Below are 14,755 nucleotides of genomic sequence, written 5' to 3'. Positions count from 1 at the left end.
CCCTGCCGACTGTGGACGCTCCGCCGCCATCATAATTATTCCAAGCAATACCGGTCTCGTCGACTATTTGATCTCTCTTGGCACGAGTATTCGATCAACTATTCCGGTGATTGCTTCGGCCCCAGGACGCAATCGTCTGACGCATCGCGATCACGAAACGGCGACCGCTTTCGGTCAGGGCGCCACTGCGCTCCACCGCCGCGAGGGCGGACGTGATCCATTGCCGGTACCGCAGATAGTTTCCGGCTGCCGCGGCGGTCCGATCCGCTCGCGCCCGCCAGATTTCGGCGACCGCCAGGTGGGCGTACGTGCCGGTCAGGGCCGCCTCGACAGGTCGTGGGTCCGACCGCCAGCCGACCCGGACGAAAGCGCGGCGGCTGTGGTCCACCAGGTCGTAAACGTCGACAAGCGCGCCGAACTTGAGGTGCTGCACCTCGTGTACGAGCAGGACGGCCAGGGCGTCCGCATCCGGCACCGGTCCGATCCCGACCGCGCCATATGCGTCTCGTTTCGAGCCACTGCGCAACCGCCCCGATGGGTCGGCGGCGAGCGGCGTGATCGTTTGCATGGTCACGTCCAGCGAGACCGCGTACTGCGGCACCTCGCTCGCAACCGACTCCCGGGCCTCGATCAAGAGGCTCTGCAGCCGCCCCGCCTCGGCCGAGGAGATGCGGTCCGCCGGCGGCCAACCGAGCCCATGCCGAAACGGGTCCGTGTCATCGAGCAGCAGAGCGCGGCCCGCGAAATCCAACTGGCGCGTCGGCTGCCATCCGGCGGCCGGTTCGTCGGCGCCCAGCCCGACGCTGTATGCCTCGCCGTCACCCCGTACCTGGAAGCCGCCGGGCCGGGTCGCTACCAGTGCGGTGTCCGTCGTTCCCCAGTCGAGCACCATCGTACCGATCGTGGGGAGATGCAGCACGCCATTGTGTACGGGCACCGGGAGTTCGGCCGGCACATCGGCCGCGATGGCGGCAGCGGCGGCGACGTTGGCCAGATAGCCGGGGCCCAAGGCGTCGCTTCTCTCCCCGGCCGGACGGCTGCGGAGGCACTCGATCGCCCATGAGCGGACGTATGGATGGCCGAGGACTCGGTGGAGACCGTGCGGCGCGGTGCTGTCGAGCCGCTGGACCAGATGCCACGCGGACTGCACCGTGTCGGCGAGGTCGGCGCCATCCCACCCGCCGCTGGCCAGATCCTCGTAGACCTGGGCCACCAGCATCCGGCTCATCGAGAGCTCCGCTGTGTGCAGGGCGTCCAGGACGTCGGCCGCACCGTATCCGGAGCCGAGGTCATCGAGTACTTCCGTCGCTACCTCCCCGTAGCCGTCCGCACTCTCACCACTGGCCACAGACGAGGTACCGCTCACGTTGGTGATCAGCTCCTTGAGGTCCGCGCAGTAGACCGAGGGGTTGTCGAACCCGGATCCCGAGCGGTAGCGATGAGCGAGCAGTCCACCGCCACACTGCCGGACGACCGGGCAGGCGCGGCAGGTCGCACAGAGAGCGGCGATGCCGGCCTGCCGCTGCGCGATCATTGGGTGGCTTGCGGCGGCATCGGCCGAATGACGGAATACGTCGAGACCGGTGGCTGCGGCTCCGTGGTATGCGGTCTTCAGCGAATCGACCTGCTCCCAGCTTCCGTCCGTCTCGATCACGGCGAGATCGACAGAGTCCAGGCCCACCCATTCGGTGAGGCTCGGGCCACCGGCGACCAGCGACCGGAGCGAGTCGAAGAGCCGGATCGGTATCGGGCGCCCATCCCGCAGCCACTGCTCATATATGGCACCGAGCCACGCGGCGTACGGAGTGGCGGTCGCGCCGGTAGGCGGCGGCGAATCCCAGGTGGCGTGCGGCAGGAGGAAATCCACCCGGGGTGGCTCCTGCTCGCGCAACGCGGCGTAGACCCGGAGCGGGTCCGCCCGCAGATCAACGGTGCAAAGTAGGCCGCCGTAGATGTGGCGGTGCTCGCCACGGCGCAGCAACCAGAGAGCCGAAAGCACACGATCATGGCTACTGGCGCCATTGGCATAGCGACGGTGCAGGTCGTTCGCCGCGCGGTCACCGTCGAGCGAGATTCCGACCGAGACCTGGAATTGGGCGAGCAGATCGCACAGCTCCGGAGTCAGCGATATCCCGTTGGATTGCATGCGCAGATCGAGCGCGGTAACCGGGGAGATCACCTCTCGCAACACGGACAACATCTCGCGCAGCCGGCGAGGGCCGACCAACAGCGGCTCACCACCGTGCAGCACGACCGTTGCCGCGGGCAGCGAGTGCGCCATCGCGTGATCGGCAATCGCGTAGGCCGAGGCACGGACCGTCTTCGGCGACATCACGCGAGGCCGCCCACGCCATGTCTGATCGGCGTGCTCGTAGATGTAACAGTGATCGCATGCGAGGTCGCAACGGCTGTGCACCTTTAGCACAAACGTCGTTAGCGGGCGCGGTTTTCCGGATGAAACAGCCGCGACGCCCGGACCCACCGCCTAGACAGACGAGCCGAACGGAGAGAACGTAACCGCTGCGGAATCGTCGACCCGGGTGACGAGACGGCCCCTGAGTGCCGCGTTCAGCGCCGGATACTTGGGCGCCAAGCGATCGATCGGAGTCTCTTCGGATCTCCTGACCTCGGCCAGGTCGATGGGCCGCAAAGTGCGCTGTGGATGACTCACTACAGCTCCCCAAGGTCGGGCCACGGTGGACTCGGCGACATCGGCACGAGGGGATCACCACATGTCAGCATCCGATGTCTCGCTGCAACTGAGAATAGAGAGTCTTCGAGGTCTTGTCACGGTGGTGATCCGGCTGGCTAACCGCACCACTACCACCGACTGGAGACGAAGAAAGCCGGTTAGCTGGCCCTAAGCACCGCAGATACGATGTTTGCCTACCTTGCACCATGCGACAGGCAGGGCAAATCGTTGGTTTTCACTTGCGCTTCACCGCTATGACCGGAGCCTATGCGGTGGCTACCTCGACCAAATGATGATCGAAGGTAACCAGTTTCCTGGTGGAGCTGAGGGGATTTGAACCCCTGACCCCCTCGATGCGAACGAGGTGCGCTACCGGTCTGCGCCACAGCCCCGCCGCTGGACCGGAGCCCAGCAAGCCAGCCCGCACGCCAGCGAAAGCTGGCAGCGGACCGGCGCCAAGGCTAACAGGTCGTCCACCCCGACCGCGAATCAGATCCCGGCGCGCCGCGCGCTGCCCGTTCGATGCGCGTGGTCAGGCCGAGTGAGCCGCTCCCGGGCGCCCGGCCTCGTACGCCCGGCCCCGCAGCCCTCCTGCCCGGCGGTACGACACCGAGGGTGCCTGACCGCCGGTGTCCAGGCCCATCGCGGCCCGGCGGACCGCCTCGCGCTGGGCTGCCAGCCGGCGCTGCTGCTCGCGGCGCAGTGCGGCGCGGCGGGCCTGCTCGCGGCGCACCTCGGCCTGCCGGGCGGCCAGCCAGGCGGCCTCGCGCGCCTCGTGGCGGCGCCGGCGGCGCTCCTCCAGTGCCCGGTTGCGCAGGTGCACCACGTACACCACGAGCAGCGTGCCGGTCACCGTGACGCTGATCCAGAAGCCGGGGCCGACCACGATGACCCCGACCAGCTCGACGAGGTTGAGCAGGAAGAGCGCGGCGAGCACGCGCCGGCGGCGGTAGATCGCGGGGGTGTGACGCCTCACCGGGGGGCGCCGGCGGGCGCGCGCGGGCACGGGACGCAGGCGGCCGCGGCGGCCGGTGGGTGCCGGCGAGACCGGGGCGGCGGAGACCGGGATGCCGGAGACCGGAGCGGCCGGGCGGAGCGAGACCACCACGCGCGACGCGCGGATCGGGCGGGCGCCGGGCACGGTGCGGCGGCGGCGCTGGCGTTGCAGCACCCGTGCCGTCGACTGCGCCCGCTCCGCCACGAGGCGCTCGGTGGCGTCGTACCGGCGTACCAGCGCCGGCGCGAGGGCGAGCAGCCCGGCGGCGGCGAGGACGGCGAGGAGCACCGAGGTCGGCACCCTCACCCCTCCCGTCACCCCAAAACGGTGACCCTCAATGCCGCGTCACCGTTGTCCCAGTTAACTGAGGTTAAAGGGGGCTGACCAGGATAGACGTGCGCCGCGCCGGCACCATGCCGCGCAAAGATCAACCAGCGGTGGCGCGCAGGCGGTGCCACCGCGCCAGCAGGCCGCCGTCCGCGGCGACCTCCTCGCTGGTCAGCGCGTACCCGATGTGGTCGCGCCAGGCGCCGTCGATGTGCATGTACCGCGGGTGGTAGGCCTCCTCACGGAAACCGAGCTTTTCCACCACCCGCCGGGACGGCTTGTTTTCCGGCCGGATGTTGACCTCCACCCGGTGCAGCCCACCCGGGCCGAACGCGTGGTCGACAGCCAGCGCCAGCGCGGTAGGGATCACGCCCTGCCCGGCCACGCGGGAGTCGACCCAGTAGCCCACGTACGCCGAGCAGAACGCCCGCCGCACGATGTTGCCCAGGTTGAGGTGGCCGACCAGGTGGCCGCGCAGGCACACGGCGAACGGCATGCTCTCGCCACGCCGGGCCGAGCGGCGCTGGTCACGGTGCACGTAGCGGAAGGCGCTCGGCGAGTTCAGGTCGTCCCACGGGCCGGGCGGGGAGGACTCCCACGGCGCCAGCCACTTCTGGTTGAGGCGGCGCACCTCGGACCAGGTCGAGGCGTCGGAGCGGCGGTACGGGCGCAGCGAGACGTTGCCGTCGACAAGTACGACCGGCCACCCCGGTGACACCCCAAAGATCATCTGCGCCTGTCCAGCAACAGCACATCCACAGTGGAGCCGGCGGTCGCGGTGGTGACCCTTTCCCCCAGCACCAGCAGCCCGTTGGCTTCGGCGAGACCGGACATCGTGTACGGCCCGCCGGACAGCGGCTGCACCGTGTACCCCCGCCGCGGCGCTCGGCGACGTGTGCCGGGCGGAACTCGCGGAGCCCGGCCGGCGACGGCACGGTCTCCAGCAGGTGGGCGCGCACGCTCGGCCGGAAGACCGGCTCGGCCCCGGCGAGCAGCTGGATGGCGGGGCGGGCCAGCACCTCGAAGCCGATCAGTGCGGCCGCGGGTTCACCCGGTAGACACACGATCGGCACCTCCTCTCCACCGACCGTACCGAACCCGAGGGTGGTTCCGGGATACAGGGAGACCTTCTCGAAGGTCACCGCGCCGTCGCGCCGGGAGAGGATGCGGCGCATCATGTCGCCCGGCCCGGTGCCGGTGCCGCCGGTGGTCACGATGAGGTCGGCGCGCAGCGTCTGGTCTTCGAGAAGCCCGCGCAGCCCTTCGGGTCGTCGTCGCAGATGCCCACGCGGTACGCCATCGCCCCCGCCTCGACCGCCGCGGCGGTGAGCGCGTGCGAGTTGGCGTCGACCACCTGCCCGGGCTGGCTGGCGCGGCCCACGTCGACGAGCTCGTCGCCGGTGGCCACCACGACCACGCGCGGGCTGGAGCGGACCACCACGTGGCCGATGCCGGTGGCCGCGAACACCGCTACAAGTGCCGGGTTGATCTCGGTACCGGCGCGGGCCAGCAGCGTGCCGGCGGGCAGTTCCTCACCGGCGCGGCGCAACCCGTACCCCCGCTTGGGGGCTTGAAAGATCTCCACGGCGGCCATGCCCTGGTCGGTCCACTCCACCGGGACCACCACGTCGGCGGCGGCCGGCAGCGGCGCACCCGCGGCGACCGAGAAGCAGGTCCCCGCGGTGAGCCGCACCGGCCGCCAGCTGGCCGCACCGAGGTCACCCACGACGTTGAGCCGCACGCCGCTGGCCCGCGGCGCGCCGTCGAGCGACGCGGACGCCGCGGCGACGTCCTCCCACCGGGCCGCGTACCCGTCGACCGCGGCCTGGTCGAACGCCGGGTAGGCGTGCGCGGCCACCACGTCCTGGGCGAGCACGTTGCCGTACGCCTGGGTGAGGTCGAGGTCGAGCGGTGGCAGCGGCCGCAACCTGCGCAGCACGCTGCCCAGGTAGTCGGCGAGCGGCGTCAGCTCGTTTGCGGCCGCCTCGGCATCGGCCGTTGCTGTCATGTCGTCTTCACCACCGGCGATGTCTCCACAAATGTCGCCAGCCATTCCCGGAACGCCGGGCCGACATCCTCACGCTGGCTCGCGATCTGCACGACCGCCTGCAGGTAGCCCAGCGGCATACCGGTGTCGTAGCGGGTGCCGCGGTAGACGATGCCGTGCACGGGCGTCCCCTCCTCCAGCAGCAGCGCCATCGCGTCGGTGAGCTGGATCTCGCCGCCGCTGCCCGGCTTGGTGCGCTTGATCGCGTCGAAGATCGTGCCGGGCAGGATGTACCGCCCGAGCACGGCGAGGTTGCTCGGCGCCTCCTCCTGCGACGGCTTTTCCACAAGACCGGTCACCCGCACCACCTCGCCGATGTCGGCGACCTCCGCCTCGGGCTCGGCGACGGAGGCGATGCCGTACCGCTTGGTCTCCTCGGGCGCGACCTCCATGAAGGACAGCACGATGCCGCCGGTGCGCGCCTGCAGCTCCAGCATCGGCGGCAGCAGCGGCTCGGCCAGGTCGACGAACTCGTCGCCGAGCAGCACCGCGAACGCATCGTCGCCCACGTGCGCCTCGCCGCACCCCACCGCGTGGCCGAGCCCGAGCGGCTCGTGCTGGCGGCAGGTGTAGATGTCGGCGAGCTCGCTGGGCTTGCGGACCGCCGCGAGCCGGTCCCGGTCACCCTTTTCCTCCAGCCGCGCCTCAAGGTACGGCTGGCGGTCGAAATGGTCGACCATCGATGTTTTTCCGCGACCGGTGATGAGCAGGACATCGGTGATCCCGGCGGCCGCCGCTTCCTCCACGATGTACTGGAGGACCGGCCGGTCGACCACCGGCAGGAGTTCCTTGGGGACCGCCTTGGTGGCAGGCAGGAAGCGGGTGGCCAGGCCTGCGGCCGGGATGACCGCCTTAACGGCTCGCCGACCAGAGGGAGGGTGGTGCCTGCGTGCTCCGACATGCCGCGAGACTATCGGCCACGGCTCTGTCGCGGCGGGTGAGTCCCAGGTGACGCGCCGCCGGCACGAGGTAGATCGTCGTCTGGCGGTGCCGCTCCGGCCGGCACAGGTAGCTCCAATGCCTCCGGACGCTTACCATGCGCCGCGAGGCGGTACGTGTCGCGTCCGGCCGCTTTCGCCGCGTACAGGGCGTCATCCGCCGCATCCAGCACTTCCGCTCCCGTGACGCCGTTGTCGGGGTAGACGGCGATGCCTATCGACACCGACACCTCGATCGAATCCTCGCCGCACTCGATCGGTGTGTCGCGGATCGCCGCGCCGAGGCGCTGGGCCACGATCGCGCCGCCCCGCGCGTCGGTCTCGGGCAGCAGCACCACAAACTCCTCGCCGCCCTGCCGGAACGCGAGGTCCACTTCGCGCACCTCGGCTCGCACCCGCCGGGCGAACTCGATCAGTACCGCGTCACCCGCGGCGTGACCGTGCGTGTCGTTGACCTCCTTGAAGCGGTCGAGGTCGAGGGCGAGCACCGCGAGCATGCGGCCGAAGCGACCGGCCCGCTCGACCTCGCGGCGCACCGATTCCTTCAGATAGCGGTAGTTCCAGAGGCCGGTCAGCGGGTCGGTGAGCGAGAGGCGCTGCGCCTCCTCGTGGACCCGCACGTTGTCCACCGCGACCGCCGCCTGCCCCGCGAACGTCCGCAGCGTCACGAGGTCCGCGTCGTCGAACTCGTCCAGCCCCAGCCGGTCGTACAGCGCGAGCACGCCGAGCGCCGGAGGATCGAGGTCGACGCCGTGGGTGGGGCCGGCGAACGGCACCGCCACGTACGTGCGGCACCGCGGCTCGTTCTCCAGCAACGGCGGGCCGTCCCGGTCCACCCGCCCGCGCAGCGGCTCGCCGGTGGCGGCCACCGTGCCGAGCAGACCACTGCCCACCGGTACCCGCAGGTCCGGGTCCTCGAGCCCTTCCGCGCTGTGCGCGACGAGCGCGCCGGTGGCCGGGTCGAGTAGCAGCACCACGCCGGCCCGCGCGCCGGTCGCGGCGAGCGCCGTCTGGAGGATCACCTGGAGGATGCGGTGCAGGTCGTGGGTGCTCGAAAGCGTGTCACCCAGCACCGCGAGGTGGTTGCGGAGCTGGTCGCGGCTGGCGGTGAGCGCGCGCACGTAGGACTGCGTCTCGCGGGTCATCCGGTTGAACGCCGCGGCCAGCCGCCCCACCTCGTCGCGGGCCCGCACCGGCACGCGGGCGGCCAGGTCACCCCCGGCGACCCGGTCGGCGGCGCGCCCAAGCTCGGCGAGCGGTCGGGTGGTCGAGCGAGCCAGCCACCAGGCGGCGAGCACGGCGAAGAGGCCGGCCAGCACAACCGCGCCGACCAGCACCGCGTAGCTGCCGCCGGGCTCGCTGCGCGGCACCGAGAGGGCGAGCGGGAGCGGCTGCCCGGGCGAGGGGTCGAGGCGCCGCACGTAGCGGCCGGGTGCGGACTCGGCGATGGCGTCGCCGCGTACCCCGGCGGCCGCCTGGACCACGGCCTCGCGGTGGCGCGCCGACTCGGTGGAGTAGGTCGGGCCCGACCGCAGGGTGATCGCCGCGCCCGAGGCGTCGGCGAGCCGGCGGACGAAGGCCGCGTCGACGGTCTGCGCGACCTCGACCGAGCCGAGGACCGCGCCGGTCGCGTCGCGCATCTCCACCTGGACGGCGAGCGCCTGGAAGCCGCCCGACGTGGCGCCGGAGCAGTCGGCCCACGGCCGCGCCGGGCCGCCGGGCGTGGTCACGCCGTCCACGTGCACGACCGCGGCGAGCCCACGGGCGATGACCTGGTCGGCGACGGCGAGGCGCTGCTCGGGCGTGGGCGGGAGCGCGACGGCGTCGGCGACCGCCTGCAGCTGCTGGCAGAGGGCGCCGACCGAGGAACGGACGGTGGTGGCGGCGACATCGAGCCGGTCGACCGAGCGGTCGCGGCTCACCGCCGCCACCGTCGCACCGACGAAGAAGGCCCCGAGCAGCACAGGACCGAGTACGACCGCGAGGAAAGCGGTTGTCAACCGCCCACGGAGCGTCACAGTTCCCTCCTCAATGGGATGCTGACACAGGGGGAATAACTAGGGCGGGTTATGGCAGGAGTGTTGCGTGCCGGATTTATCGGATCTTCCGCGTAAGGCGACCCTCAGGGCCGCGCTCCTCAACCGCCGCCGGTCGCTGCCGGCGGCGGCGCTGGAGGACGCTGCCGGGCGCGTGGTGGCCGAGCTCGCCACTTTGGTACGGAGCGTCGAGCCGCACTGCGTCGCCGGCTACGTGCCCGTCGGGCCGGAGCCGGGCGGCCCCGGCCTGCCCGACGCGCTCGTCGGCATGCTCAGTCCGGAGGCGCGGGTGCTGCTGCCGGTGTTGCTGCCCGATCTCGACCTGGACTGGGCGGCCTACCACGGGCCGTACTCCCTGACACCCGGGCCGCACGGCCTCCGCGAGCCGAGCGGCCGCCGGCTGGGTCCCGACTCGATCGCCACGGCCGGCCTTGTCGTGGTACCCGCGGTCGCGGTCGACGCCCGCGGTGCGCGGCTGGGTCGCGGTGGCGGCTCGTACGACCGGGCGCTCAACCGCGTCGCCCCGGACACGCTGGTCGTGGCGCTCCTGCACGACGGCGAGGTGGTCGACCAGGTGCCCGACGAGCCGCACGACCGGCGGGTCAACGCGGTGATCACTCCAGGTGCTGGCCTGGTGATGTTGCCCGCTTGAGGTGGACGCGGCGGCGGTCTTTGGCGCATTATTAGCACTCGGATTAGTGGAGTGCCAGCCCCTGCGGAGGATCCGTTGCCCACCTACCAGTACGCCTGCACCGAGTGCGGCCACCAGCTCGAGGCGGTGCAGTCCTTCACCGACTCGCCGCTGACCGAGTGCCCGGCGTGCGAGGGCCGGCTCCGCAAGCTCTTCAACTCCGTCGGCATCGTCTTCAAGGGCTCGGGCTTCTACCGCACCGACTCCCGCTCCTCCGCCGACAAGTCCTCGTCCGACTCCTCGGCGGCGTCGTCTTCGAGCTCCTCGTCCACGGACAAGACGTCGACCTCCACCTCGTCGTCCTCGGACAAGTCGTCTTCCTCGTCGGCCTCCACCTCGGCCTCTTCGAGCTCGTCGTCTTCGAGTTCGGCAAAGCCCGCCGCGGCCGCGACCTCTTAGCAGATCCACCGGCGGCCCGGGCGTTTTCCACACCCGGGCCGGTTGTCCACAGCCCGTACCGCCGGCGCGCGCGGCCCACTCCGCCGACCGCCTACGGTCCTGGGCCATGCGGGAGCCCACCCTCGACCCCGTGCGCCGGCCCCGGCTGCCCCGCGGCCGCACACTGCTGCGCATCGGTCTGGTCGCCACTTTCCTGCTGACCGCGGTCGCGGCGCTGTTTGCCCGCGAGCCGGCGGCTGCACCGTGCGCACCCGCGGCATCGGGGGCCACACCGGCACCATCCGTCGACGCCAGCGGTCGCCTCGCGGTGCCACCGGGCGCGGTCGGCGTGCCGGTGCGGCTGGCCGAGCCGGCCGTGCTGGCGCTCGTCCACCCCGGCGACCGGGTCGACCTGCTGGCGGGCGGCGGCGCGTCACCCACGCCCGGCCGCGACTCCACACTCCTCGCGCGCGACGCCCTCGTGCTCGGTGTGGTGGGTGCGGACGGCGCGGTGCTGCTCGCGCTCAACCCCGAGGGAGCGCGCGCGATAGTCAGCCTGCCCGACAGCACCCGCTTCGGCGTGATCGTGCGACCGAAGTGATCACTCCCAGTGCGGCGGCCGGTCCTCCAGCAAGCGGTCGTCGTTCGTATACGTCCACTCGCCCCACCCGCGATCGGTGTCGTCGCGGGTCTGGTCCGGCAGCACCGGAAGGCCGTCCTCATCGAGGTCGACCAGGCGGTCCGGATCTTCGCGCAGGTCTTCCGCCCCGTTCACGCAAAGCAGCGTACCGAGGCATGGTTAACCGCGGGGGACGGGTTGGCGTTGATAGCGTCGGTGAGCGTGACGACGCGCAGCGGTGGCCCGGCCGACGACGAGTTCTGGCGGCGACCGGCAGAGGGCACCCCACCCCCGCCCGAGCCGCCTCCCGCCGAGCCGGCCGCTCCGGCCTACCCCGGGCCGCCACCGAGCACTCCCCCGCCGCACGGCTGGCGCCCGCCGGTCGTGATGCAGCCGGCCGCGCCACGCGAGCTCCCCCGCCAGGACGCCACCGGCATCGACGAGGAGGAGCGCAGCGCGCGCACGCTGACGTTCGGCATCGGCATGATCGCCGCCGCCGTGCTCGTCGTGGTTATCTGCCTGCTCTGCTCCCGAGCACTCTTCTGAGAACGCTGAGGATCCGGGGCTGGTGCGGTGACCACTAACGTTTCTGGGTCTGCCCGCTGCGCGGGCGGACCCAGAAACCCTGCGCCTGGCAGGGCCTGGTTCGCCGGGTTCCCCGGCGAACCATAGTGGTCACCGCACTAGACGCCGCTCCAGACGGCGTTGGCGCCTGAGTCACCGGTCAGGAAGACGTAGACGCCGGTGACGCCGGCGAGGACGATGACGGCGGCGCCGAGCACCCAGGTCAGCCAGAGTGGCACGCCACCGGCGGTGCCTCGGCCGCTGGTGAGGCCGTTCGTGACGAGCACGAGCAGCAGCGTGCCCGCGCCGAGGCCGAGGCTGAAGTAGAAGGTCAGGTCGCCGTAGCCCTGGTGCTCGTTGACCTGGTCGAGGATCTCCTGGCCATAGTTGGCGGCGATCAGCCGCTCCCTCAGCTCCTGCCCGGACTCACGCGCGACGAACGCACCCGCCGGCCCGGCGACGGCAAGCAGTGCGGCGGCCCAGCCGATCCGGGCGCGTACCCGAGGGACCAACGTGTATACGACAGCGGCGAGCGCGAGCAGCGGGATGAACACCACCGCGGCGTGCACCACGAGGGGATGCATCGGCAGGCCCATGATCTCGTCGAACACGAGTCCTCCTCTGGGGATCTATGTAACCGCGAGATCAGCGTACGATTTGTCCGTGTCGCCGATCATGGCCTTGTCAAAGGGTGGCTACGCGAAGAGAGTCGAATAAGTTCATCCAGGTTCCATGCGCCTTGTCGGTCTGGTATTCGCGTGCTGTTATTGCTAGATGCACGGCGAAGAGCTGCTGCGGTCACGTGGCCTGCGGGTGACCCGACCGCGCCTCGCTGTGCTCGATGTTCTGGCCGGCGGCGGCCATCTGGAGGTCGACGAAATTGCCCGGCGGGTCCGCACCCGCCTCGACTCCGTCTCCACCCAGGCGGTCTACGACGTTCTCGGCGCCCTCTCCCGCGCAGGCCTCGCCCGCCGCCTCGAGCCAGCCGGCAGCCCCGCCCGCTACGAGGCTCGCGCCGGTGACAACCACCATCATGTGGTCTGCCGCGGCTGCGGCGAGGTGGCCGACATCGACTGCGCCGTCGGCGAGGCACCCTGCCTCGATCCCAACGTCTCGCACGGTTTCCAGATCGACGAAGCCGAGGTCACCTACTGGGGCCTGTGCCCGGTCTGCCAAGCCCGCAGGGTCGATGACTTCTGACGATCTCGGCCTCTTCGGCCCCGACTCGGTGACCTGGCGCGTGCACGAGGAGCCGATCCTCTTCGTGGCCGGGCTCCGATCGCTCTACCTCCAGGCGTTGCATCCGCTCGCCGTCGCGGCCGTGGTGCAAAACTCCGACTACAAGACCGACCCGTGGGGCCGGCTTGTGCGCACCTCGCAGTACGTGGCGACCACCGTCTACGGCACGACGGCCCAGGCCGAGGCCGCCGGACGGCGGGTGCGCGCGCTGCACGCCCGGCTGCGTGGCACCGACCCTCGCACCGGCGCCGAGTTTCGGGTCGACGAGCCGGACCTGCTCCGCTGGGTGCACGTCGCCGAGGTCGAGTCGTTCGTCTCCACGGCCCGCCGCGCGGGTGTGCGGCTGAGCGCGGCCGACGTCGACGCGTACTACACCGAGCAGCGCCGCGCCGCTGCCCTCGTCGGCCTCGACACCGCGACCGTTCCCGGCACCGCCGCCGAGGTCGCCGAGTACTACGCGGGTGTCCGCTCCGAGCTGCGGATGAGCAAGGCTGGCGCCGAGACGTTCCTCTTCCTCAGCCACCCGCCGCTGCCGTGGCACCTGGGTCTCACCCCGGTCCGGCTGGCGTACGCGGGCATCGCCGCCACCGCCTTCTCACTGCTCCCGCCCTGGGCCCGCCGCATGTACGGCGCGCTCGGCCTGCCCCTCGCCGACGTCTCGGCCGACATCTCCGTGCGCGGACTGCGGCTGCTGCTGGCCGCGCTCCCCAAGCGCTACCGCACCGGCCCGATCCACAAGGGCGCGATGGAACGCGCCGCCCGCTTGGCGGCCACCGACCTCGTCGCCGCCAAGCCCTGAGTGCTAAATCGTTGGACGGCGGGTGCCCGCCCGACGATCGTGGGCGCCATGCGACAAGAGGACATCTGGGACGTCGAAGCCGCCCAGAGCTACGACACGCCGGGCGCCGGCATGTTCGCGCCGGAGGTGCTGGGGCCCGCGGTCGACCGGCTGGCCGCGCTCGCGGAGGGCGGACGCGCGCTCGAGTTCGCCATCGGCACCGGCCGCGTGGGCATCCCCCTCGCCGAGCGGGGCGTGCCCGTCACCGGCATCGAGCTGTCCCGCCCGATGGTCGACCGCCTGCGCGCCAAGGTGGACGAGCAGGCACTCCCAGTCCTTGTCGGCGACATGACCACGACGGTCGCGCCGGGCGAGTACACGCTGGTCTACCTCGTCTTCAACACGATCTCCAACCTTCTCGACCAGGCCGCCCAGGTCGAGTGCTTCCGCAACGCCGCCCGCCACCTCACCCCCGGCGGCCGCTTCGTGATCGAGCTGTGGGTGCCCGAGCTGCGCAAGCTCCCGCCCGGCCAGCAGGCGACGGTGTGGCACAACGAGCCCGGCTATATCGGCCTGGACACGTACGACGTGCTCCGCCAGCACGTGGTCTCGCACCACTTCAGGTTTGACGACAGCAGGCAGGCCCGGCTCAGCCGCAGCCCGCACCGCTACATCTGGCCCGCCGAGCTCGACCTCATGGCCCAGCTGGCCGGCTTCACGCTGGAGTCCCGGCACGCCGACTGGTCGGGCGCCGACTTCACCGAGGACTCGCGATCGCACGTCTCCGTCTACCGCCTGCCCCCGCCCGACTAGCGTGACCGTGTGGATCTCAAGCTGTTCGGGGAGGTGTTCGTCACCCTCCTGGTGATCATGGATCCGCCGGGCATGGTGCCGATCTACCTGGCACTCACCGGCACCCTCTCCGCCCGCGAGCGCAACCGGGCCGGTACCCAGGCGGTCGCGCTCGCGTTCGGCGTGATCGTGGTCTTCGCGGTCGCCGGCCAGACGCTGCTCGACTACCTGCACGTGGACCTGCCCGCGCTGCAGGGCGCCGGCGGGCTGCTGCTGATCCTCATCGCGCTTGAGCTGCTCACCGGCCGTACCGACAACCCGGACCAGCAGGTCACCTCCAACATCGCGCTGGTGCCGCTCGGTACCCCGCTGCTGGCCGGCCCGGGCGCGATCGTGGCGACGATGCTCTTCGTACAGCGGGCCGACGGCGCGACCGACTACGTGGCGATCGGTGTCGGGATCGTGGCGGCGATGGCCGCGGTGTGGCTGGCCCTGCGCTTCTCCGGCGGGATCGTCAAGGTGCTGCGCCCCAGTGGCATCGAGGTGCTCACCCGCATCGCCGGCCTGCTGCTGGCCGCCATCGCGGTGCAGTTGATCGCCGACGCGGTGGCCGCTTTCGTGCGGGAGTACTCGAACGGGGGATGACAACCGCCGTGG

The 14,755-nt window shown here is 71.3% G+C and carries 15 protein-coding genes, 1 tRNA gene and 2 pseudogenes; 8 read left to right on the top strand and 10 right to left on the bottom strand.

The features are described 5' to 3' along the window. Positions 1-94: 94 nt before the first annotated feature. From Phou_RS22425 to Phou_RS22395, 7 genes and pseudogenes are all read right to left on the bottom strand, one after another. On the bottom strand, positions 95-2,425 hold the full coding sequence (locus Phou_RS22425; RefSeq protein WP_173057805.1) for an FxsB family cyclophane-forming radical SAM/SPASM peptide maturase: 2,331 nt from the start codon (positions 2,423-2,425) through the stop codon (positions 95-97). 582 nt (positions 2,426-3,007) lie between these two features. Then, positions 3,008-3,084: transfer RNA gene (locus Phou_RS22420), tRNA-Ala, on the bottom strand. A 140-nt stretch (positions 3,085-3,224) separates the two neighbouring features. After that, a complete protein-coding gene (gene sepX / locus Phou_RS22415; protein WP_173058819.1) occupies positions 3,225-3,989 on the bottom strand; it encodes a divisome protein SepX/GlpR in 765 nt (254 codons plus the stop codon). A 127-nt stretch (positions 3,990-4,116) separates the two neighbouring features. Further along, a complete protein-coding gene (locus Phou_RS22410) occupies positions 4,117-4,746 on the bottom strand; it encodes a GNAT family N-acetyltransferase (protein WP_173057804.1) in 630 nt (209 codons plus the stop codon). Continuing rightward, positions 4,743-6,024: pseudogene (locus Phou_RS22405) on the bottom strand (molybdopterin molybdotransferase MoeA). The gene Phou_RS22410 and the pseudogene Phou_RS22405 overlap by 4 nt, the downstream one beginning before the upstream one ends. Beyond that, positions 6,021-6,977: a UTP--glucose-1-phosphate uridylyltransferase gene (locus Phou_RS22400; RefSeq protein WP_173058816.1), complete on the bottom strand. Its 957-nt coding sequence runs from the start codon at positions 6,975-6,977 to the stop codon at positions 6,021-6,023. Before Phou_RS22400 ends, Phou_RS22405 begins: the two are co-directional and overlap by 4 nt. Beyond that, complete coding sequence (locus Phou_RS22395; RefSeq protein WP_173057803.1) at positions 6,974-9,019, bottom strand: GGDEF domain-containing protein; 2,046 nt, start codon at positions 9,017-9,019, stop codon at positions 6,974-6,976. The genes Phou_RS22400 and Phou_RS22395 overlap by 4 nt, the downstream gene beginning before the upstream one ends. A gap of 67 nt (positions 9,020-9,086) precedes the next feature. Here Phou_RS22395 and Phou_RS22390 point away from each other — a divergent pair, with 67 nt between their 5' ends. Together Phou_RS22390 and Phou_RS55025 are read left to right on the top strand one after the other, a co-directional pair. Then, complete coding sequence (locus Phou_RS22390) at positions 9,087-9,689, top strand: 5-formyltetrahydrofolate cyclo-ligase (protein ID WP_173057802.1); 603 nt, start codon at positions 9,087-9,089, stop codon at positions 9,687-9,689. A gap of 51 nt (positions 9,690-9,740) precedes the next feature. Continuing rightward, positions 9,741-9,857, top strand: a pseudogene (locus Phou_RS55025) (FmdB family zinc ribbon protein); the annotation flags it as partial. Between the two features lie 62 nt (positions 9,858-9,919). Here Phou_RS55025 and Phou_RS52860 read toward each other — a convergent pair. Next, positions 9,920-10,063, bottom strand: coding sequence for a hypothetical protein (locus tag Phou_RS52860; protein WP_246273836.1), 144 nt, complete (start codon positions 10,061-10,063; stop codon positions 9,920-9,922). A 170-nt stretch (positions 10,064-10,233) separates the two neighbouring features. Between Phou_RS52860 and Phou_RS22380 the strand changes: the two genes are divergently transcribed. Further along, positions 10,234-10,707 (top strand): flagellar biosynthesis protein FlgA, encoded by a 474-nt coding sequence (locus Phou_RS22380; RefSeq protein WP_173057800.1) that lies wholly within the window; start codon positions 10,234-10,236, stop codon positions 10,705-10,707. Here Phou_RS22380 and Phou_RS22375 read toward each other — a convergent pair whose 3' ends face one another. Then, positions 10,708-10,881: a hypothetical protein gene (locus tag Phou_RS22375; protein ID WP_173052365.1), complete on the bottom strand. Its 174-nt coding sequence runs from the start codon at positions 10,879-10,881 to the stop codon at positions 10,708-10,710. 66 nt (positions 10,882-10,947) lie between these two features. On the opposite strand from Phou_RS22375, the gene Phou_RS22370 reads away from it, so the two are divergent. Continuing rightward, complete coding sequence (locus tag Phou_RS22370; RefSeq protein ID WP_173057799.1) at positions 10,948-11,271, top strand: translation initiation factor 2; 324 nt, start codon at positions 10,948-10,950, stop codon at positions 11,269-11,271. Between the two features lie 137 nt (positions 11,272-11,408). On the opposite strand, the gene Phou_RS22365 is transcribed toward Phou_RS22370, so the two are convergent. Then, positions 11,409-11,900, bottom strand: a complete 492-nt coding sequence (locus Phou_RS22365; protein WP_173057798.1) for a DUF2231 domain-containing protein — start codon at positions 11,898-11,900, stop codon at positions 11,409-11,411. A gap of 163 nt (positions 11,901-12,063) precedes the next feature. Between Phou_RS22365 and Phou_RS22360 the strand changes: the two genes are divergently transcribed. The 4 genes from Phou_RS22360 to Phou_RS22345 are packed head-to-tail and all read left to right on the top strand — an operon-like array spanning position 12,064 to position 14,743. Continuing rightward, on the top strand, positions 12,064-12,489 hold the full coding sequence (locus Phou_RS22360) for a Fur family transcriptional regulator (RefSeq protein WP_173057797.1): 426 nt from the start codon (positions 12,064-12,066) through the stop codon (positions 12,487-12,489). After that, positions 12,479-13,327 carry an oxygenase MpaB family protein gene (locus Phou_RS22355; RefSeq protein WP_173057796.1) on the top strand — a complete coding sequence of 283 codons (849 nt, stop codon included), beginning with the start codon at positions 12,479-12,481 and terminating at the stop codon, positions 13,325-13,327. The genes Phou_RS22360 and Phou_RS22355 overlap by 11 nt, the downstream gene beginning before the upstream one ends. 48 nt (positions 13,328-13,375) lie before the next feature. Next, the gene (locus Phou_RS22350; protein WP_173057795.1) at positions 13,376-14,119 is read left to right on the top strand and encodes a class I SAM-dependent DNA methyltransferase; all 744 of its coding nucleotides are present in this window, start codon (positions 13,376-13,378) and stop codon (positions 14,117-14,119) included. A 9-nt stretch (positions 14,120-14,128) separates the two neighbouring features. After that, positions 14,129-14,743: a MarC family protein gene (locus tag Phou_RS22345; protein ID WP_173057794.1), complete on the top strand. Its 615-nt coding sequence runs from the start codon at positions 14,129-14,131 to the stop codon at positions 14,741-14,743. The last annotated feature ends 12 nt before the right edge of the window (positions 14,744-14,755 follow it).

This window comes from Phytohabitans houttuyneae (genome assembly GCF_011764425.1).
Taxonomy (GTDB): domain Bacteria; phylum Actinomycetota; class Actinomycetes; order Mycobacteriales; family Micromonosporaceae; genus Phytohabitans; species Phytohabitans houttuyneae.
Note: the sequence above shows the minus strand (reverse complement) of the source record. Positions and strands in the feature narration are given on the sequence as shown.